General features: G+C 72.3%; 15 protein-coding genes and 1 riboswitch. All 15 genes read left to right on the top strand.

Features of this window, described 5'->3' with window-relative positions; translation table 11 throughout:
• The first annotated feature begins 159 nt into the window (after positions 1-159).
• The gene (locus tag AB0G47_RS04115) at positions 160-1428 is read left to right on the top strand and encodes an inorganic phosphate transporter (RefSeq protein ID WP_360763769.1); all 1269 of its coding nucleotides are present in this window, start codon (positions 160-162) and stop codon (positions 1426-1428) included.
• A gap of 12 nt (positions 1429-1440) precedes the next feature.
• On the top strand, positions 1441-1677 hold the full coding sequence (locus AB0G47_RS04110) for a hypothetical protein (protein WP_360763767.1): 237 nt from the start codon (positions 1441-1443) through the stop codon (positions 1675-1677).
• A 118-nt stretch (positions 1678-1795) separates the two neighbouring features.
• Positions 1796-1947, top strand: a riboswitch (cobalamin riboswitch).
• 122 nt (positions 1948-2069) lie between these two features.
• A complete protein-coding gene (locus tag AB0G47_RS04105) occupies positions 2070-3125 on the top strand; it encodes a cobalamin biosynthesis protein (protein WP_360763766.1) in 1056 nt (351 codons plus the stop codon).
• Positions 3122-4630, top strand: coding sequence for a cobyric acid synthase (locus tag AB0G47_RS04100; protein WP_360763764.1), 1509 nt, complete (start codon positions 3122-3124; stop codon positions 4628-4630). Before AB0G47_RS04105 ends, AB0G47_RS04100 begins: the two co-directional genes overlap by 4 nt.
• Positions 4627-8307 carry a cobaltochelatase subunit CobN gene (gene cobN / locus AB0G47_RS04095; protein ID WP_360763762.1) on the top strand — a complete coding sequence of 1227 codons (3681 nt, stop codon included), beginning with the start codon at positions 4627-4629 and terminating at the stop codon, positions 8305-8307. Before AB0G47_RS04100 ends, cobN begins: the two co-directional genes overlap by 4 nt.
• A gap of 46 nt (positions 8308-8353) precedes the next feature.
• Complete coding sequence (locus tag AB0G47_RS04090; protein ID WP_360763760.1) at positions 8354-10378, top strand: putative cobaltochelatase; 2025 nt, start codon at positions 8354-8356, stop codon at positions 10376-10378.
• Positions 10378-10986, top strand: a complete 609-nt coding sequence (gene cobO / locus AB0G47_RS04085; protein WP_360763759.1) for a cob(I)yrinic acid a,c-diamide adenosyltransferase — start codon at positions 10378-10380, stop codon at positions 10984-10986. Before AB0G47_RS04090 ends, cobO begins: the two co-directional genes overlap by 1 nt.
• Complete coding sequence (locus AB0G47_RS04080; protein WP_360763757.1) at positions 10980-12431, top strand: cobyrinate a,c-diamide synthase; 1452 nt, start codon at positions 10980-10982, stop codon at positions 12429-12431. The genes cobO and AB0G47_RS04080 overlap by 7 nt, the downstream gene beginning before the upstream one ends.
• A complete protein-coding gene (gene cobI / locus AB0G47_RS04075; protein ID WP_266868456.1) occupies positions 12428-13159 on the top strand; it encodes a precorrin-2 C(20)-methyltransferase in 732 nt (243 codons plus the stop codon). The genes AB0G47_RS04080 and cobI overlap by 4 nt, the downstream gene beginning before the upstream one ends.
• Positions 13160-13266: 107 nt before the next feature.
• Positions 13267-14091, top strand: a complete 825-nt coding sequence (cobM, locus tag AB0G47_RS04070; protein WP_360763755.1) for a precorrin-4 C(11)-methyltransferase — start codon at positions 13267-13269, stop codon at positions 14089-14091.
• Positions 14088-15359: a precorrin-6y C5,15-methyltransferase (decarboxylating) subunit CbiE gene (gene cbiE / locus AB0G47_RS04065; RefSeq protein ID WP_360763753.1), complete on the top strand. Its 1272-nt coding sequence runs from the start codon at positions 14088-14090 to the stop codon at positions 15357-15359. Before cobM ends, cbiE begins: the two co-directional genes overlap by 4 nt.
• Positions 15356-17164: a precorrin-3B C(17)-methyltransferase gene (cobJ, locus tag AB0G47_RS04060; RefSeq protein WP_360763751.1), complete on the top strand. Its 1809-nt coding sequence runs from the start codon at positions 15356-15358 to the stop codon at positions 17162-17164. Before cbiE ends, cobJ begins: the two co-directional genes overlap by 4 nt.
• Entirely contained in the window at positions 17161-17814 is a 654-nt protein-coding gene (locus tag AB0G47_RS04055; RefSeq protein WP_360763749.1) for a precorrin-8X methylmutase, read from the top strand. Before cobJ ends, AB0G47_RS04055 begins: the two co-directional genes overlap by 4 nt.
• Positions 17811-18755: a sirohydrochlorin chelatase gene (locus AB0G47_RS04050; RefSeq protein ID WP_360763748.1), complete on the top strand. Its 945-nt coding sequence runs from the start codon at positions 17811-17813 to the stop codon at positions 18753-18755. Before AB0G47_RS04055 ends, AB0G47_RS04050 begins: the two co-directional genes overlap by 4 nt.
• Positions 18739-19821 carry an Rv2231c family pyridoxal phosphate-dependent protein CobC gene (gene cobC, locus AB0G47_RS04045; RefSeq protein ID WP_360763746.1) on the top strand — a complete coding sequence of 361 codons (1083 nt, stop codon included), beginning with the start codon at positions 18739-18741 and terminating at the stop codon, positions 19819-19821. Before AB0G47_RS04050 ends, cobC begins: the two co-directional genes overlap by 17 nt.
• Positions 19822-19862 lie beyond the last annotated feature (41 nt).

The following is a 19862-nucleotide window of genomic DNA, read 5'->3' as shown; positions in this document are numbered from 1 at the left end:
TCGTGCCGCCACTCCGGACGATCTCCGTCACCATTCCGACGGAAGCGGAGTGGCGGTGCCCCGCATCGAGTCACCGCACGGCCCGGCCCAGTTCACTTTCCGTTCACCCAGGTTGCCTACGTTCCACTTGCCACTGACGTCCAACAGAAGCCTGGGTAAATGGAACACATCACGCTTCTCCTCGGGATCGTGATCGTTACCGCTCTCGTGTTCGACTTCACGAACGGTTTCCACGACACAGCCAACGCGATGGCTACCACCATCTCGACCGGCGCTCTCAAGCCCAAGACGGCGGTGGCCATGTCCGCCGTGCTGAACCTCGTCGGAGCATTCCTCTCCGTCGAAGTCGCCAAGACGATCTCTGGCGGCATCGTCAACGAGGACGGACTGAAGACAGAGGTCATATTCGCCGCCCTGGTGGGCGCGATCCTCTGGAATCTGATGACCTGGCTGGTGGGTCTGCCCTCCAGTTCCTCCCACGCACTCTTCGGCGGCCTCATCGGCGCCGCCGTCATGTCGATGGGCTGGTCGTCGATCGACGGCGGCACCGTCGTCACCAAGATCCTGATCCCGGCCCTCGCCGCGCCGCTCGTGGCGGGTCTCGCCGCGATGGCGGCCACGCGCCTGACGTACCGGATCGGCCGCAACACCGACACCAAGGCCACCGCCAAGGGCTACCGCGCGGGCCAGATCGCCTCCGCCGGCCTCGTCTCGCTGGCGCACGGCACGAACGACGCGCAGAAGACCATGGGCATCATCACGCTCGCCCTGGTCACCGGCGGCGTCCTCAACCCCGGCGCGAACCCCCCGATGTGGGTCGTCGTCTCGGCCGGTGTGGCCATCGCGCTCGGCACCTACCTGGGCGGCTGGCGCATCATCCGCACCATGGGCAAGGGCCTCACCGACCTCCAGCCGCAGCAGGGCTTCGCCGCCCAGACCAGCGCCGCGACGGTCATCCTCGCCTCGTCGAACATCGGCTTCTCGCTCTCCACCACGCAGTCCTGCTCCGGCGCCGTGATGGGCGCGGGCCTGGGCCGTAAGGGCGGTGTGGTCCGCTGGTCCACGGCGACCCGGATGTTCGTCGCCTGGGGTCTGACGCTCCCGGCCGCCGGCCTGGTCGGCGCGGGCGCCGAGTTCCTCACCAAGCAGGGCCCCTGGGGCATCGCGGCGACCGCGGCGCTCCTGGTCGGCGGCTCGGCCGTCATCTGGGTGCTCTCGCGGCGCAACGCCGTCGACCACACGAACGTCGCGGACGACGAGATCGGCGGCTCCGACGCGGAGCCCGCGGGCGTCGTGACCACCGCGATCGCCGCCGTCACGCCGCCGCCCACCGGCGCCGCCGCGACGGCCGCCGACGACGACCACGTCAAGGCCACCATCCCGGCCCCGACCGGCCCTGTGGCGGATCCCGCCCGCGCCACGGTGTAAGGACAGATCAGCATGGACATCGACTGGGCAGCTCTCGGCTCCGTCTTCGGAGTCAGCCTCGCGGTGACGGTGGCCCTGGTGGGCCTGTTCACCCTCGGCATCGTCGGCCTCTCCAAGCACGAGGCGGCCACCTCCGGCGCCACTTCCGCCGCGGGCGGCAACGCGGTGGCGGCGCGCGCGGGCGCGTACCTGTGCTTCGCGCTGTGCACGGCCGCGGTGGCATACGGGATCTATCTGATCGTCGCCTGACGGCCTGAGTCCGTCGCCCGACGACGGAGTTCAAGGTGGGGTGCGGGACGCTTCGGCGCCTTGCGCCCCACCTTCGTATGTGGGCCTTGGCACACTCTCCCGTCGCAGGTCAAAGGCGAGTTGACGGGCGTTCGCGGGCGTGGTGGACTGCCGGAGCCATTACGGCGGCAGAAGAGGAAGCCGGTGCGAATCCGGCGCGGTCCCGCCACTGTCACCGGGGAGACGACTCCCCGTGAGCCAGGAACTCTCGCCCGCCGATCACGTCGAACCAGGGCGCGGACACCCTGAGTGAGGACATATCGCCATGCGCGGCCGCCCGTTGCCGGTTCCTGTGCCCCCGCCCGTCCAGGCCGGGCCCGTCGCTCCCCTTCCCGTAACGGTCGGCTGAACCCATGTGTGCCGATCGCGACTTCGCGTACGGCGCCGCCGCCGGGCTCCTCGGTGACCTGCTTCTCGGTGATCCTCGCCGCGGGCATCCGGTCGCCGCGTTCGGGCGTGCGGCGGGTGCCGTCGAGCGTGTCCTGTGGCGGGATCACCGCGGGTGGGGTGCGCTGCATGCCGTGGTGTGCGCCGGCGGGGCGGCGGGTGCCGCCGCCCTTGCCTCTTCTTTTGTACGTCGTCACTCGCGCGCCGGATCGGTCGCGCTGACCGCCGCGGCGACCTGGGCCGTGGTCGGCGGGACCTCGCTCGGGCGTGAGGCGCGGGCCATCGGCGGGGTGCTCGCCGCGGGGGACATCGAGGTGGCCCGGGAGCGGCTGCCGCATCTGTGCGGGCGGGATCCGCAGGCGCTGGATGCCGATGGCATCGCGCGGGCCGTCGTCGAGTCCGTCGCCGAGAACACGTCCGACGCCGTCGTGGGGGCGCTGGTGTGGGGGGCGTTGGCGGGCGTTCCGGGGCTTGTCGGGTTTCGGGCCGTGAACACGTTGGACGCGATGGTGGGGCACAAGTCCGCGAGGTACCTCCGGTACGGGTGGGCGTCTGCTCGGCTCGATGACGTCCTGGGGTGGCCGGGGGCTCGGCTTACCGCCCTGCTTGCGGCTGCTGCGGGGGATTCGCCCTCCGGGGCGCTGCGGGCCTGGCGTGACGATGCCGCCAAGCATCCGAGTCCCAATGCGGGGCCTGTGGAGGCGGCCTTTGCGGGGGCGTTGGGGGTGCGGCTCGGGGGGACGCTCTCGTACGGGGGGCGGGTTGAGCATCGGCCCGTTCTGAACGGGGGTGGGCGGGACGTTGCCGTGGCTGACATCGAGCGGGCTGTGCGGCTGTCTCGGCGGGTTGGTCTGCTGGCGCTGGGGGTTGCCATTGCCGCCCGTCGGAAGCGGGGACCGGCGGCTGGGGCTGTGCCCACCCTTCCCCAAGCTCTCGGCTTCGCTCGAGCAGGGGAGACCCCACTCGCCCTGCGGAACGCCTGCCCACAGCAAGGGCAGCACGAGCTGGGAGGACGCTCATGAGTGGTGGGCTGCTTGTTGCCGGGACCACCTCCGATGCCGGGAAGAGTGTTGTCACCGCCGGGATTTGTCGGTGGCTTGCCCGCAAGGGCGTGTCCGTCGCGCCGTTCAAGGCGCAGAACATGTCGCTCAACTCCTTCGTCACGCGCGAAGGCGCCGAGATCGGGCGGGCGCAGGCCATGCAGGCGCAGGCCGCCCGGGTCGAGCCGAGCGCGTTGATGAATCCCGTGCTGCTCAAGCCGGGCAGCGACCGCAGCAGTCAGGTGGTGCTCATGGGGAAGCCCGTGGGCGAGATGAGTGCGCGTGGCTATCACGGCGGGCGCCAGGAGGCGTTGCTTTCCACCGTCGTGGGATGTCTTGAGGAACTTCGGGGCAGCTATGACGCCGTGATCTGCGAAGGCGCGGGCAGTCCCGCCGAGATCAATCTGCGGCGTACGGACATCGTGAACATGGGGATCGCGCGGGCCGCCCGCTTCCCCGTCGTCGTCGTCGGCGACATCGACCGCGGTGGCGTCTTCGCCTCCTTCTTCGGCACGACCGCGCTGCTCGGCGCCGAGGACCAGAAACTGGTCGCCGGGTACCTCGTCAACAAGTTCCGGGGTGATGTGTCGCTGCTCGAACCCGGGCTCGACATGCTGCAAGGACTCACCGGGCGGCGCACGTTCGGCGTGCTGCCGTTCCAGCACGGCCTCGGCATCGACGAGGAGGACGGCCTTCGGGTGTCCCTGCGGGGTGCCGTGCGGGAGTCCGTCGTCGCTCCCCCGGTCGGCGATGACGTGCTGCGGGTCGCCGTCTGTGCCGTACCGCTGATGTCCAACTTCACGGACGTGGACGCGCTCGCCGCCGAACCCGGTGTCGTCGTGCGGTTCGTGGACCGGGCCGAGGAGCTCGTCGACGCCGATCTCGTGGTCGTGCCGGGTACACGCGGGACCGTGCGTGCCCTGGAGTGGCTGCGTGAGCGCGGGCTCGCCGACGCCATCGCGCGGCGTGCAGCCGAGGGGCGGCCCGTGCTCGGGATCTGCGGCGGCTTCCAGGTGCTCGGCGAGCACATCGAGGACGACGTGGAGTCGCGCGCGGGGGCCGTGGACGGGCTCGGGCTGCTGCCCGTGCGGGTCCGGTTCGCCCGCGAGAAGACCCTCGCCCGGCCGGTCAGCGAGGCCCTGGGCGAACCCGTCGAGGGATACGAGATCCATCACGGCGTCGCCGAAGTCCTGGGCGGAGAGCCCTTCTTGGACGGCTGCCGCGTCGGCGAGGTGTGGGGCACGCACTGGCACGGCTCCCTTGAGAGCGACGCGTTCCGGCGGCGCTTCCTCACCGAGGTGGCCCGCGCCGCGGGGCGCCGTTTCGTGCCCGCGCCCGACACCAGCTTCGGCGCGCTGCGCGAGGAGCAGCTCGACCTGCTCGGAGACCTGATCGAAGAACACGCGGACACGGACGCGCTGCTCAGCCTGATCGAGACCGGCGCACCGTCCGGTCTCCCCTTCATCGCACCGGGGGCACCCTCATGACCGTCCTGCTTCTGTCCACCGCCGACACGGACCTGCTTGCCGCCCGTGCCTCGGGCGCCGGGTACCGCATCGGCAACCCGACCCGGGTCGACGTACAGAACGAGCTGCCCGCCCTGATCGAGGGCGCCGACATCGCCGTCGTACGCCTCCTCGGCGGCAAGCGGGCGTGGGAGGACGGGCTCGCGGCGCTGAAGGCCGCCGGGATCCCGACGGTGCTGCTCGGCGGCGAGGCCGTTCCCGACGCGGAGCTGATGGCCGAGTCGACCGTGCACGCGGGGTCCGTGGCGGAGGCCCTGCGGTATCTCGTCGAGGGCGGCACGGGTAATCTGCGCGAGCTGGTGCGCTTCCTCAAGGAGGACGTCCTCGCGGCGGGTCGCGGCCGGGCGTCGGCCGCCGACACGCATGAGCGGCAGAGTGCCGAGCCGCAGAAGATGCCCGAGTACGGGGTGCATGGCACGCGGGAGTACGTCGAGGGCCGGCCCACCGTCGGTGTGCTCTTCTACCGGGCGCACCAGCTCTCCGGGAACACCGGCTTCGTGGACACGCTGTGCGACGCGATCGAGGCGCGGGGCGCCAACGCCCTTGCCGTGTACTGCGGTTCGCTGCGCGGCGCGGACGCGGGCCTGTACGAGATCCTCGGGCGGGCCGACGCGCTTGTCGCCACCGTCCTCGCGGCGGGCGGCACGCACGCCTCCGGGGCGAGCGCGGGCGGCGACGAGGAGGCCTGGGACATCGGCGCGCTCGCCGACCTCAACATCCCTGTGCTGCAAGGACTTTGCCTCACCTCGTCGCGGGCGACCTGGGACGCGTCGGACGCCGCGCTCTCCCCCATGGACGCCGCGATGCAGGTGGCGATCCCGGAGTTCGACGGGCGTGTCATCACCGTGCCGTTCTCCTTCAAGGAGCAGGGCCCCGACGACGTACCGGTGTACGTCGCCGACCCCGAGCGCGCCGCCCGGGTCGCCGGAATCGCCCTGCGGCACGCCCAGTTGAAGCACAAGCCGAACGCCGAGAAGAAGCTCGCGCTCGTCTTCACGGCGTACCCGACGAAGCACTCGCGTGTCGGCAACGCCGTCGGGCTCGACACGCCCGCGTCGGCGGTGCGCGTGCTCGACTCGCTGCGCGATGCCGGGTACGTCGTCGAGGGCCACCCGGACAACGGCGACGAGCTGATCCACCGGCTCATCAACGCCGGTGGCCACGACGTCGAGTGGCTCACCGAGGAGCAGCTGGCCGCCGCGCCCGCGCGTGTGCCGCTCGCCGACTATCAGGCGTGGTTCGACAAGCTGGCCCCCGAGCTGCGCGACGGCATGCTGGAGGCGTGGGGCGAGCCCCCCGGCAGCCTGTACGTGGACGGCGACGACATCGTGCTCGCCTCCCTGCAGTTCGGGAACGTCGTCGTGATGATCCAGCCGCCGCGCGGCTTCGGCGAGAACCCGATCGCGATCTACCACGACCCCGACATGCCGCCCTCGCACCACTACATGGCGGCCTACCGCTGGCTGGAGCTGTCCTTCGGCGCCGACGCGGTCGTCCACATGGGCAAGCACGGCACAATGGAGTGGCTGCCGGGCAAGGGCCTTGGCCTGAGCGGGAGTTGCGCCCCGGACGCGGTGCTCGGCGAGCTGCCGCTGATCTACCCCTTCATCGTGAACGACCCGGGCGAGGGCACCCAGGCCAAGCGGCGCGGGCACGCCACGGTGGTCGACCACCTGGTGCCGCCGATGGCGCGCGCGGACACGTACGGCGATCTGGCGAAGCTGGAGCAGCTGCTCGACGAGTACGCGCTCGTCAGCGACCTGGACCCGACCAAGGCGCCCGCCGTGCGCGCGCAGATCTGGACGCTCGTGAAGGCCGCCGAGCTCCACCACGACCTGCACGTCGACGAGCAGCCCGACGACGGCGAGTTCGACGAGTTCGTCATGCACATCGACGGCTATCTGTGCGAGATCAAGGACGTACAGATCCGCGACGGTCTGCACATCCTCGGCGGCGGCCCCGAGGGCGAGGCGCGCGTCAATCTGGTGCTCGCCGTGCTGCGCGCCTCGCAGGTGTGGGGCGGTCAGGCGAACGCGCTGCCCGGTCTGCGGGCCTGTCTCGCCGAGCACTTCGGGCTCAGCGAGAAGGAGCTGCTCGCCGAGCCGGGCGCGGCCGTGAAGGTGGCGGACGGTCTGACGTCGCTGGTCGACGGGCCCGCGCGGACCGGCGCCGACGCGCTCGATCTCCTGGAGCAGCTGTGCCGGCGGCTCGCCGAGGGCATGGAGGAGCGCGGCTGGGAGCTCGCGGCCGTGCGGGAGCTCGTCCGGGACGTGGTGGGGGTCGAACTCCCGCCTGCCGTAGCCGTGTTGGGCTTCGCCTGCGAGGAGGTCGTGCCCCGCCTCGCGCGGACGACCGACGAGATCGGGCACATCCTGCGGGCGCTCGACGGCGGTTACGTTCCCGCCGGTCCTTCCGGCTCGCCGACGCGCGGGCTCGTGAATGTGCTGCCGACCGGACGCAACTTCTACTCGGTCGACCCCAAGGCCATCCCCTCGCGGCTCTCCTGGGAGGTCGGCCAGTCCCTCGCGGACTCGCTGATCGCGCGGTACCTGGCGGACACGGGTGAGTACCCGAAGTCCGTGGGTCTGACCGTGTGGGGCACGTCGGCGATGCGTACGCAGGGCGACGACATCGCGGAGATCCTGGCGCTGCTCGGCTGCCGCCCCGTGTGGGACGACGCGTCCCGGCGCGTGACCGGCTTCGAGATCGTGCCGGTGGCGGAGCTCGGGCGGCCGCGCATCGACGTGACGGTGCGCATCTCCGGGTTCTTCCGCGACGCGTTCCCGCACGTCGTCGGCCTGATCGACGACGCGGTACGGGCCGTGGCCGAGCTGGACGAGGCCCCGGAATCCAATTACGTACGCGCCCACGCGGACGAGGACACCGCCGAGCACGGCGACCGGCGGCGTGCCACGTCCCGGATCTTCGGGTCCAAGCCCGGCGCCTATGGGGCGGGTCTCCTTCCGCTGATCGACGCGCGCAACTGGCGCAGCGACGCCGACCTCGCCGAGGTGTACGCGGTGTGGGGCGGCTATGCGTACGGGCGCGGTCTCGACGGCAAGGCCGCGCGCGGGGACATGGAGACGGCGTTCCGGCGGATCGCGGTCGCGGCGAAGAACGTCGACACCCGCGAGCACGACCTGGTCGACGCCGACGACTACTTCCAGTACCACGGCGGCATGGTCGCCATGGTGCGGCACCTGACCGGCGAATCCCCCGAGGCGTACGTCGGGGACTCCGCCACTCCCGACCAGGTGAAGACGCGCACTCTGGGCGAGGAGACCCACCGGGTCTTCCGGGCCCGCGTCGTCAACCCCCGGTGGATGGCGGCGATGCGCAGGCACGGCTACAAGGGCGCGTTCGAGATGGCCGCCACCGTGGACTATCTCTTCGGGTACGACGCGACAGCGGGCGTGGTCGACGACTGGATGTACGAGAAGCTCTCCGCCGAGTACGTCTTCGATCCCGAGAACCGTGAGTTCATGCAGAAGTCCAACCCCTGGGCCCTGCGCGGGATTTCGGAGCGGTTGCTCGAAGCGGCCGAGCGGGGGCTGTGGGCCGAGCCCGACGCACAGACGCTTGAGCGGCTGCGGGCCACCTACCTCGAACTCGAGGGTGATCTCGAGGGGGACGGATGAGTTCCCTGGTCCTCTGCCCCGCCCTGAATCACCTCATGGAGGCCTTGTGAGCACCCCCTATCCGTTCACCGCGCTCGTCGGACAGGACGACCTGCGGCTCGCACTGCTGCTCAACGCCGTGTCGCCCGCCGTCGGCGGCGTACTCGTACGCGGCGAGAAGGGCACCGCCAAGTCCACGGCAGTGCGCGCCCTTTCGGCGCTGCTTCCGCAGGTGCCGGTGGTCGCAGGGTGCCGGTTCTCCTGTGATCCGGCCGCCGCCGATCCCGCCTGCCCCGACGGCCCGCACGACGTCGGCGGAGACTCCGTCCGGGACGCCCGGATGGTCGAACTGCCCGTCGGCGCCTCGGAGGACCGGCTTGTCGGTGCCCTGGACATCGAGCGAGCGCTCGCCGAGGGGGTCAAGGCCTTCGAGCCGGGGCTGCTCGCCGACGCGCACCGCGGCATCCTCTACGTCGACGAAGTCAACCTGCTGCACGACCACTTGGTCGACCTGCTGCTCGACGCCGCCGCCATGGGCGCCTCCTATGTGGAGCGCGAGGGAGTGTCCGTGCGGCACGCCGCGCGCTTCCTGCTCGTCGGCACGATGAACCCCGAAGAGGGCGAACTGCGGCCGCAGTTGCTCGACCGGTTCGGGCTCACCGTCGAGGTGGCCGCGTCGCGGGAGACCGACCAGCGCGTGGAGGTCGTGCGCCGGCGGCTCGCGTACGACGACGACGCGGAGGGCTTCGCCGCGCGCTGGGGCGACGAGGAGGCCGCGCTGCGGACCCGGATCGTCGCGGCGCGCGCCCTGCTTCCCCAAGTACGGCTCGGCGACGGGGCGTTGCGGCAGATCGCGGCGACCTGCGCGGCATTCGAGGTCGACGGGATGCGGGCCGACATCGTGATGGCGCGTACGGCGACGGCACTTGCCGCCTGGGCCGGGCGTGAGGACGTGCTCGCCGAGGACGTACGGCAGGCGGCGCTGCTCGCGCTTCCGCACCGGCGGCGGCGCAACCCCTTCGACGCGCCGGGGCTCGACGAGGACAAGCTGGACGACACCCTGGAGCAGTCCGGGGGCGATGACGGCGACGACGATCCGGATCCCGACGGGCCCGGCGGGGGCGGCCGGCCCCCGCAGAGCGGTCCGGACTCGCCCGGCACTCCCGGGGACCAGAGCGAGGCGGGCCAGGAGGACGAGGCGTCCGCCGCGCAGGCTCCCGCCGCCGGTGGCGGTGAGCAGCAGGCCGTGCGGGCCGCCGAGCCGTTCCGTACGAAGATGCTGAGCGTGCCGGGGCTGGGTGAAGGTGCCGCCGGGCGGCGCTCTCGGGCGCGCACCGAGCACGGCAGGACCACCGGGGCCCGGCGGCCCCAAGGGGCCCTCACCAAGCTGCACTTGGCGGCCACCGTGCAGGCGGCGGCCCCGCATCAGCGGGCGCGCGGCCGGTCGGGCCGGGGTCTCGTGGTGCGCCGGGACGACCTGCGGCAGGCCACACGGGAGGGGCGCGAGGGCAACCTCGTCCTGTTCGTCGTGGACGCCTCCGGGTCCATGGCCGCACGGCAGCGGATGAGCGCGGTCAAGGGCGCCGTCCTCTCGCTGCTGCTCGACGCCTACCAGCGGCGCGACAAGGTCGGGCTCGTCACCTTCCGGGGCACGGGCGCCGACGTGGCGCTGCCCCCGACCTCGTCCGTCGACGCGGCCGCCGCGCGCCTGGAGTCGCTGCCCACGGGTGGGCGTACGCCGGTCGCTGCCGGGCTGCTCAAGGCGCACGAGGTGCTGCGGGTGGAGCGGCTGCGGGATCCGGCGCGGCGGGCCCTCGTGGTGGTCGTGACGGACGGGCGCGCCACGGGCGGGCCCGAGCCGGTGGCCCAGGCGGGGCGTGCGGCGCGGCTGTTCGGGGCGGCCGGGATAGCCTCCGTGGTCGTCGACTGCGAGTCGGGGCCCGTGCGGCTCGGGCTCGCCGGGCAGCTTGCCGGTGAGCTCGGCGGTACCGCGGTGACGCTGGACGAGCTGCGGGCGGAGTCCATCGCCGGGCTCGTCAAGGACGTACAGGGATCGGGATCTCGTATGACTCGCATGAGGAGCGTCGCGTAATGCCGCAGGGACAGCCGAGCGTCGTGCCGGACGACGGACTCACCACGCGTCAGCGGCGCAACCGCCCGCTCGTCGTCGTGCACACCGGCATCGGCAAGGGGAAGTCCACCGCCGCCTTCGGGCTCGCGCTGCGGGCCTGGAATCAGGGCTGGCCGATCGGGGTCTTCCAGTTCGTGAAGTCGGCGAAGTGGAAGGTGGGCGAGGAGAACGCCCTCAAGGTCCTCGGGGCCAGCGGTGAGGGCGGGTCCGTCACCTGGAACAAGATGGGCGAGGGCTGGTCGTGGATCCAGCGCGCGCCCGCCGACGGCGAGATGAGCAACGAGGACAAGGCCCGCGAGGGCTGGGAGCAGGTCAAGCGTGACCTCGCCGCCGAGACGTACCGCCTTTACGTCCTCGACGAGTTCGCCTATCCCATGCACTGGGGGTGGGTCGACACGGACGAGGTCGTGGAGACGCTGCGGAATCGGCCCGGGAATCAGCATGTCGTGATCACGGGGCGAAACGCGCCTGCTGAGCTGGTCGAATTCGCTGACCTCGTCACCGACATGTCCAAGGTCAAGCATCCGATGGACGCCGGTCAGAAGGGCCAGAGGGGCATCGAGTGGTAGCTCGGCTCGTCGTCGCCGCGCCTTCATCCGGGAGCGGGAAGACGACTGTCGCCACGGGGTTGATGGCCGCCTTCTCGGCGGCCGGGCTCGCCGTGTCCCCGCACAAGGTGGGGCCCGACTACATCGATCCCGGGTATCACGCGCTGGCCACGGGGCGGCCGGGGCGCAACCTGGACGCGTATCTGTGCGGGCCGGAGCTCGTTTCGCCGCTGTTCGCGCATGGGGCGCGGGGGTGCGATCTTGCCGTGGTCGAGGGTGTCATGGGGCTCTATGACGGGGCCTCGGGGCAGGGTGAGCTCGCTTCTACGGCGCAGGTGGCGAAGTTGTTGCGGGCGCCGGTGGTTCTTGTGGTCGACGCTTCGTCGCAGTCGCGGTCCGTTGCCGCGCTTGTGCACGGGTTCGCCTCGTGGGATCCGGAGGTGCGGATCGGGGGCGTCATCCTGAACAAGGTGGGGTCCGCGCGGCATGAGGCGTTGCTGCGGGAGGCGTTGGACGAGTCCGGGGTTCCTGTGCTGGGGGCGCTGGGTCGGGCGCAGCAGGTCCAGGCGCCCTCGCGGCACCTGGGGCTTGTGCCGGTCGCCGAGCGGCGGGCTGAGGCTGTGGAGTCTGTTGCGGCGTTGGCCTCGCGAGTGCGGGAGGGGTGTGACCTGGAGGCGATTCTGGGGCTTGCCCGGAGTGCGCCTGCGTTGTCCGGTGACACGTGGGACCCGGTTGCGGTGGGGGCCTGCGGCGCTTCCTTCCCCAATCCCGCCCCTTCCCGAAACTGGGGCTCCGCCCCAGACCCCGGTCCTCAAACGCCGGACGGGCTGGAAGTTTCGCCGGACGGGCTGAAAAGCGAAAGCCGCAGGCCCGTCGTCGCCATCGCCGGTGGGGCTGCCTTCTCGTTTTCTTATGCCGAGCATGCCGAGCTGCTCGCCGCCGCCGGAGCCGACGTCGTCACGTTTGATCCTCTCCATGACGAGCAACTGCCGGACGGCACCGCCGGGTTGCTCATCGGTGGCGGTTTTCCCGAGGTGTACGCTCCCGAGCTTTCCGCCAATGAGCCGTTGCGGAAAGCCGTTGCCGAGCTTGCTCTCGGTGGGGCGCCCGTTGCCGCCGAGTGTGCCGGGCTGCTCTATCTGACGCGGGAGTTGGACGGGAAGCCCATGTGCGGCGTGCTCGACGCCCGTGCGCGGATGTCGGAGCGGCTGACGCTCGGGTACCGGGAGGCCGTCGCCGTGTCCGACAGCGCACTCGCGGCCGTCGGGACCCGGATGCGCGGGCACGAGTTTCACCGCACCGTCGTCGAGCCGGGCGCCGGGGCGGCTCCCGCCTGGGGTCTGCACGCCCCTGAACGGCGCGTCGAAGGCTTCGTACAACAGGGTGTGCACGCGAGTTATCTGCACACGCATTGGGCCGCCGAACCCGGTATCGCCCGTCGGTTCGTAGAGAGGTGCACGGCATGAGCAACACGCTGGTCGGAGTCGGTGTCGGGCCCGGTGACCCGGAGTTGGTGACCGTCAAGGGTGTCAACGCGCTGCGCGCCGCCGCTGTCGTCGTCGTACCGGTGATGGACACCGGTGAGCGCGGGCGGGCAGAAGCGACCGTGCTGCACTACGTCCCCGAGGACAAGGTCGTACGTGTCGTGTTCGCGCTCAACGAGCGCACCGACCGGCAGCGCCGCGAGGCCGCCTGGGACGCCGCGGGCGAGCGGGTCGCCGAGCTGCTGCGGGAGCACGGCTCGGTGGCGTTCGCGACGATCGGCGACCCCAATGTGTACTCGACGTTCACCTATCTCGCGCAGACCATCGCGGAGCTCGTGCCGGGGGCCGGCATCGAGACCGTGCCCGGCATCACCGCCATGCAGGATCTCGCCGCCCGCAGCGGTGCCGTGCTCACCGAAGGCACCGAGCCGCTGACGCTGGTGCCGGTGACCGCGGGTGCCGCCGTGCTCAAGGACGCGCTCGCCGGGCCCGGCACGGTCGTCGCGTACAAGTTCGGGCGGCAGGCCCAGGAGGTGGCGGCCGCGCTGCGCGAGACGGGGCGCACGGAGGATGCCGTGTGGGGGTCCGCGCTCGGCCTTCCCGAGGAGTCCATCCGGTCGGCGGCCGAGCTCGACGAGACGCCGCTGCCCTATCTGTCCACGCTGATCGCTCCCGCGCGGCGCGAGGGCGGCCGGGGCGGGAAACTGTGACCTCGGTTGATTGACCCCCTGCCCCGCACATCCATGCGCGGGGCGACACCCACGGATTTCTGTTCCACCACTGACTGTTGCTGTTTCGTACGAGAGGAACCCCACCCATGGCCGACGCCGAAGCCACCACCGGCAAGGTGACCTTTGTCGGGGCAGGGCCCGGCGCCGCCGACCTGCTGACGTTCCGTGCCGCACGGGCCATCGCGGAGGCCGATGTCGTCATCTGGGCGGCCAGCCTGGTGCAGGCGGAGGTCCTGGAGCACGCGCGCGAGGGCGCCGAGATCCTCGACTCGGCGACGATGTCCCTCGAGGACGTCGTCGCCGTGTACGAGCGCGCCGCCGCCGAGGGCCTGAAGGTCGCCCGCATCCACTCCGGCGACCCGGCCCTGTGGGGCGGCACGCAGGAGCAGGTCGACCGGTGCGCCGGGATCGGTGTGGCGACGGAGATCGTGCCGGGTGTCTCGTCCTTCTCGGCGGTCGCGGCGATCGCGCAGCGCGAGCTGACGATCCCCGAGGTGGCGCAGTCCGTGATCCTCACCCGGCTCGGCGGCGGCAAGACACCGATGCCGCCCGGCGAGGAGGTGCGGGAGTTCGCGCGGCACGGCACGACGATGGCGCTGTTCCTCTCGGCGGCGCGCAGCGGCCAGTTGGTGCGTGAGCTCCTGGAGGGCGGCTACCCGGCGACCACGCCCGTCGTCATCGCGTACCAGGCGACGTGGCCCGAGGAGCTCGTCCTCAACTGCACCATCGAGACCCTTGAGGAGACGGTCAAGGAACACCGTCTGTGGAAGCACACGCTGTTCCTGGTCGGACCGGCCCTCGCCGCACACGGCACCCGCTCGCACCTCTACCACCCGGGCCACTTCCACGGCTACCGCAAGGCCGACCCCGAGGCGCGGGCCGCGTTGCGCGCGGAGAGGGCGAAATCGTGATCACCGTCGTCGGTACGGGGACGGGGGCGCCGCTCGACGCCGCCGCCCTGGACGCGGTGCGCGCCGCGGGGCTCGTCGTGGGCGCCCGGCGGCACATCGAGTCCGCGGGGCTGCCGCCGGGGACGGCCCGGGTGGTGATGGGGCCGCTCGCCCCCGCGCTCGACGCCATCGAGGAGCGGCTGGCGAAGGCCGACGGGGCGGCGGAGGGCGGCGGCGTCGTGGTGCTCGCCTCCGGCGACCCCGGGTTCTTCGGGATCGTGCGGGCGCTCGCGGAACGGTTCGGGTCCGACCGGCTGGACGTCCGGCCCGGTGTCTCGTCCGTCGCGACCGCGTTCGCGCGGGTCGGCCTTCCGTGGGACGACGCCGTGGTGGTCAGCGCGCACGGGCGCGATCCGCGCACCGCGGCGAACGCCTGCCTCGCGCACCCCAAGGTGGCCATCCTGACCGGCCCCGGCAGCGGCCCCGCCGAACTCGGCGCCGAGCTGGTCCGGCGCGCCGACGCCCGCACCCTCGTCGTCGCGAGCGCCCTCGGCGACCCGGAGCACGAGCGCGTGGAACGGGTCACGCCGGGCGAGGCCGCGGCCCGTGACTGGGGGCCTGCGGTGAGCGTCGTGCTCTGCCTGGACGAGGAACGGGCCCTCGCGCCGCTGCGCACTGTCGCGGGACCCCGGCCCGGACCCGCCCAATGGGCCCTGGACGAGGGCGAGTTCACCCACCGCGACTCGATGATCACCAAGTTCGAGGTGCGGGCGCTCGCCCTCGCCCGGCTCGGACCGCGCCTGGGCGACCTGGTGTGGGACATCGGCGCGGGCTCCGGCTCGGTCGCCGTGGAGTGCGCGCGGTTCGGCGCGGCCGTCGTGGCCGTGGAGAAGACCGCCGACGGCGTCGAGCGCATCCGCGCCAACGCCGCGGCGCACGGCGTCGACGTACGCGCCGTGCACGGAGCCGCGCCCACCGTCCTGTCCGATCTCGCCGACCCGGACGCGGTGTTCATCGGCGGTGGCGGGCGTGAGCTGCCCGCGATAGTGACGGCGTGCGCGCGGCGGGCCCGGCGGTCCGTCGTCGTCGCCATGGCGGCGCTCGACCGGGTGCCCGCCGTGCGGGCGGCGCTGAGCGGTGCCGGGTTCGACTGCGACGGCGTACTGCTGCAGTCGTCGCGACTCGCGCCGCTGCCGGGTGAGGTGTCGCGGCTCGCCGCGACCAATCCGGTCTTTCTGGTGTGGGGCACCCGCCCCTCATCTCCCTTGTCTGAAGGAGTAGTTCAGTGATCGGCCTGATCTCCGCCACGGCGGCGGGCGGCGCGGCACGCGACCGTCTCGCCGCTGCGTGGCCCTCGCGGACGCGGGTGTACGAGGGGCCCGTGCGGGGCGCCGTGGAGCGGGCCTTCGCGGAGTGCGAGCAGGTGGTGTGCTTTCTCGCCGCGGGCGCCGTGGTTCGGCTCTGCGCGCCGCTGCTCCAGGGGAAGGATGTCGACCCTGGGGTGGTGTGCGTCGATGAGGGTGGGCGGTTTGCTGTTGCCCTGCTGGGCGGGCACGAGGGGGGAGCGAACTCTCTGGCCCACGAGGTGGGGGATGTTCTGGGGGCCTTGCCTGTCGTGACTACGGCCACCGACGCGGTGGATGTGCCGGGGCTTGACATGCTGGGGCTGCCGGTTGAGGGGGATGTCGCGGGGGTGACCCGCGCCGTGCTCGACGGGGAAGCTGTTGCTCTCTGTGACGAGTTGGGTTACCCGCTGCCTGCGTTGCCGCCTAACGTGTCGCCGCTTGATCGGGACCCCGAAGCGGGGGCTGTGCCCACCCGTTCCGCCGTGCGGAACGCCTGCCCACAGACGGAGCCGACCATTCGGGTGAGTGATCGGCTGCTCGAACTCGCCGAAGGCGAGGTCGTGTTGCGGCCGGCCACCCTCGTCGTCGGTGTCGGTGCCAGCAAGGGTGCGCCCGTCGAGGAAGTCCTCGGGCTCGTCCAGGACACCCTGCGGGACGCGGGGCTCTCCGCCGCTTCCGTCGCCTCGCTGGCGACCGTCGATGCGAAGGCCGATGAACCCGGCATCGTCGAGGCCGCCGCGCGGCTCGGGGTGCCGGTCGTGACCTACGCGGCCGACGAGTTGGCCGGGGTCGACGTGCCGAACCCGTCCGACGCGCCGCTCGCCGCCGTCGGTACGCCCTCCGTCGCGGAGGCCGCCGCGCTGCGCGGCGGCGGTGAACTCCTCGTTCCCAAGCGGAAGTCGGCGCCCGAGGGCCGTGCGCCGATGGCCACCTGCGCCGTCGTGCGGCGGAAGCCGCGCGGACGGCTCGCGGTCGTCGGGCTCGGTCCCGGCGCACGGGACCTGCTGACGCCGCGCGCCCGCGAAGAGCTGCGCAGGGCCTCGGTCCTGGTCGGTCTCGACCAGTACGTCGACCAGATCCGGGACCTCCTTCGCCCCGGCACGGTCATCATCGAGTCGGGGCTCGGCGCCGAGGAAGAGCGGGCGCGTACCGCTGTCGCGGAGGCGCAGAAGGGGCAGGCGGTCGCGCTGATCGGTTCGGGCGACGCGGGCGTGTACGCCATGGCATCGCCCGCCCTTGCCGAGGCGAGCGACGACATCGACGTCATCGGCGTACCCGGTGTGACGGCGGCGCTCGCGGCTGCGGCGATCCTGGGCGCGCCGCTCGGCCACGACCACGTGTCCATCAGCCTCTCCGACCTGCACACTCCGTGGGAGGTCATCGAGCGCCGGGTGCGCGCGGCGGCCGAGGCGGACATCATCGTCACCTTCTACAACCCGCGCAGCCGGGGCCGCGACTGGCAGCTGCCGAAGGCCCTGTCGATCCTCGCCGAGCACCGGGAGCCGACGACGCCGGTCGGTGTCGTACGCAATGCCTCGCGCCCGGACGAGACCGCGCGCCTGAGCACGATCGGCGAACTCGACCCGGGAGTCGTCGACATGATGACGGTCGTGACGGTCGGCAACACGGCGACCCGTGAGATCGCGGGCCGCATGGTGACTCCGCGCGGCTACCGCTGGCAGCACGCGGACCATGCGGCTGACGTGTCGGCGAATCCTTCGGCGGACCCTTCGGAGGTGTCCAAGTGACCCGTGTCGTCCACCCCATCGAGCAGGAGTCGTTCCGGCGGCTCCGGGCCCGCCTGGACACCTCGCACTTCGCGCCGCTGACCCGGGCGGTCGTGGAGCGCGTCATCCACTCCGCTGCCGACCTTGAGTACGCGACGGACCTCGTCACCGACGAGGACGCCCTCGTGGCGGCCCACGCGGCGCTGCACGCGGGTGCGCCCGTGGTCACCGACGTGGAGATGGTCGCGGCGGGCATCACGAAGCGCGAGACCGTATGCCGGCTCAAGGACGCCAAGTCGTCGTCCGGGCTGACCCGTTCGGCCCACGCGATCCGTCTCGCGTACGAGGAAGTGGGCCCCGGGGCGCTCTGGGTGATCGGCTGCGCGCCGACCGCCCTGGAGGAGCTGCTCGTGCTCGACGCGGCGCCCGCCCTGGTGATCGGCCTGCCCGTCGGTTTCGTCGGCGCCGCCGAGTCCAAGGCGGCGCTGCGCGAGAGCGGGCTTCCCGCCGTCAGCAATGTCTCGGAGAAGGGCGGTTCGGCGGTCGCGGCGGCCGCGCTGAACGCGCTCCTGTACCACCCCGCGCCGTCGCCGAAGTCGACTTCACCTACTACGTCGCAGTCGAAGTCGACGTCGTACGAAACACCCGCAACAACCGAGGAGTCCCAGTGACCACCCCGCCCGCACTGCTCATCGCCGGCCACGGCACCCGCGACGAGGCCGGGGCCGCAGCGTTCCGGGACTTCGTGCAGGAACTCGCCCGCCGCAACCCCGAACTCCCGGTCGCCGGCGGCTTCATCGAGCTGTCGCCGCCGCCGCTGGGCGACGCGGTCACCGACCTGGTGGAGCGGGGCGTCAAACGTTTCGCCGCCGTCCCGCTGATGCTGGTGTCGGCCGGGCACGCCAAGGGTGACATCCCCGCGGCGCTCACCCGCGAGAAGGAGCGCCACCCCGGCATCTCCTACACCTACGGCCGCCCGCTCGGCCCGCACCCCTCGCTCCTGAAGGTCCTGGAGCGCCGCCTGGACGAGGCGCTCGGCGGCGCGGCGCGCACGCCCGAGGACCGCGCGGACGTGACGGTGCTGCTCGTCGGCCGTGGTTCGACCGACCCGGACGCCAACGCCGAGGTGCACAAGGCGGCGCGGCTGCTGTGGGAGGGGCGCGGTTACGCGGGCGTGGAGACGGCGTTCGTCTCGCTCGCGGCGCCGGACGTGCCGTCGGGCCTCGACCGCTGCGTACGGCTTGGCGCGAAGCGGATCGTGGTCCTGCCCTACTTCCTCTTCACCGGCATCCTGCCGGACCGGGTCCGCCAGCAGACGGACGGCTGGGCGGCGGCGCACCCCGAGGTCGAGGTGGTCTCGGCGGACGTGATCGGCCCCGAGGAGGAGCTGCTCGACCTCGTCATGGAGCGCTACCGGGAGGCGGTCAAGGGCGACCTCCGGATGAACTGCGACTCCTGCGTCTACCGCATCGCGCTGCCCGGCTTCGAGGACAAGGTGGGCCTGCCGCAGCAGCCGCACTTCCACCCGGACGACGACGGGGACCACGGGCACGGGCACGGCCATGGGCACGGACACGGTCACCACCACGGGTCCCATGCGCACTCCCACTGAGCCTGAGACCGACACCGAGTACGACGGCGAACTGGACCTGCGGCACCACGGGGATGCCGAGGTCCGGGGCGCCGCCGGCCTCACCGACCTCGCGGTCAACGTCCGGGCGAACACCCCGCCCGACTGGCTGAAGCGGCACATCGCCGCCTCGCTCGACGGCCTGGCCGCGTATCCGGACGGGCGGTCGGCGCGGGCCGCGGTGGCGGCGCGGCACGGTGTGTCACCGGACCGCGTGCTGCTCACATCGGGCGCGGCGGAGGCGTTCGTACTCATCGCGCGGGCCCTGAAGGTCCGTCAGCCGGTGGTCGTGCACCCGCAGTTCACCGAACCCGAGGCGGCTCTGCGGGATGCGGGGCATGTGGTGGGCCGGGTGCTGCTGCGGGAGTCGGAAGGGTTCAGGCTTGACCCGGCGGCGGTGCCGGAGTCGGCCGACCTGGTGGTGATCGGCAACCCGACCAACCCGACGTCGGTGCTGCACCCGGCCGCCTCCATCACGGAACTCGCCCGCCCCGGGCGGGTGTTGGTGGTGGACGAGGCCTTCATGGACGCGGTGCCGGGCGAACGGGAAGCGCTGGCCGGCCGTACGGACGTGCCCGGACTCGTCGTCCTGCGCAGCCTCACCAAGACCTGGGGCCTGGCGGGGCTGCGGATCGGTTACGTCCTCTCCGACCCGGAGACGATCGCGACACTGGCGGGGGCGCAGCCGCTGTGGCCGGTGTCCTCGCCGGCGCTGGCGGCGGCGGAGGCGTGCGTGACGTCCGCCGCCTTGGCCGAGGCGGCGGACGCGGCTTCCCGGATCGCCGCCGACCGGGCCCATCTCCTCGCGGGGCTCGCGGAGTTCGCCTCCGGCGGGGTGCGGGCCGTCCCGGCGGCGGAGGGACCGTTCGTCCTCATCCGGGTGCCGGGGGCCGCCGCGGTGCGCTCCGCGCTGCGGGAGCGTGGCTTCGCCGTGCGACGCGGCGACACGTTCCCTGGCCTGGGCGCGGAGTGGCTACGGGTCGCGGTCCGTGACCGGGGGACGACGGATCGGTTCTTGGCGGCGTTGGGGTCGGTGCTGGGGGGCTGACCCCTTCCCGAGGCCGGGCAAGACCGCCGCTTCGCGGCGGA

This window comes from Streptomyces sp. NPDC021622, assembly GCF_040640795.1.
In the GTDB taxonomy this organism is placed as follows: domain Bacteria; phylum Actinomycetota; class Actinomycetes; order Streptomycetales; family Streptomycetaceae; genus Streptomyces.
The sequence above is the reverse complement of the archived record's forward strand: the minus strand, read 5'-3'. Positions and strand labels throughout refer to the sequence as shown.

Coding starts and splice junctions, on each gene's coding strand:
- AB0G47_RS04115 (WP_360763769.1), top strand. CDS start 160: ATGGAACACATCACGCTTCTCCTCGGGATCGTGATCGTTACCGCTCTC.
- AB0G47_RS04110 (WP_360763767.1), top strand. CDS start 1,441: ATGGACATCGACTGGGCAGCTCTCGGCTCCGTCTTCGGAGTCAGCCTC.
- AB0G47_RS04105 (WP_360763766.1), top strand. CDS start 2,070: ATGTGTGCCGATCGCGACTTCGCGTACGGCGCCGCCGCCGGGCTCCTC.
- AB0G47_RS04100 (WP_360763764.1), top strand. CDS start 3,122: ATGAGTGGTGGGCTGCTTGTTGCCGGGACCACCTCCGATGCCGGGAAG.
- cobN (WP_360763762.1), top strand. CDS start 4,627: ATGACCGTCCTGCTTCTGTCCACCGCCGACACGGACCTGCTTGCCGCC.
- cobO (WP_360763759.1), top strand. CDS start 10,378: ATGCCGCAGGGACAGCCGAGCGTCGTGCCGGACGACGGACTCACCACG.
- cobI (WP_266868456.1), top strand. CDS start 12,428: ATGAGCAACACGCTGGTCGGAGTCGGTGTCGGGCCCGGTGACCCGGAG.
- cobM (WP_360763755.1), top strand. CDS start 13,267: ATGGCCGACGCCGAAGCCACCACCGGCAAGGTGACCTTTGTCGGGGCA.
- cobC (WP_360763746.1), top strand. CDS start 18,739: ATGCGCACTCCCACTGAGCCTGAGACCGACACCGAGTACGACGGCGAA.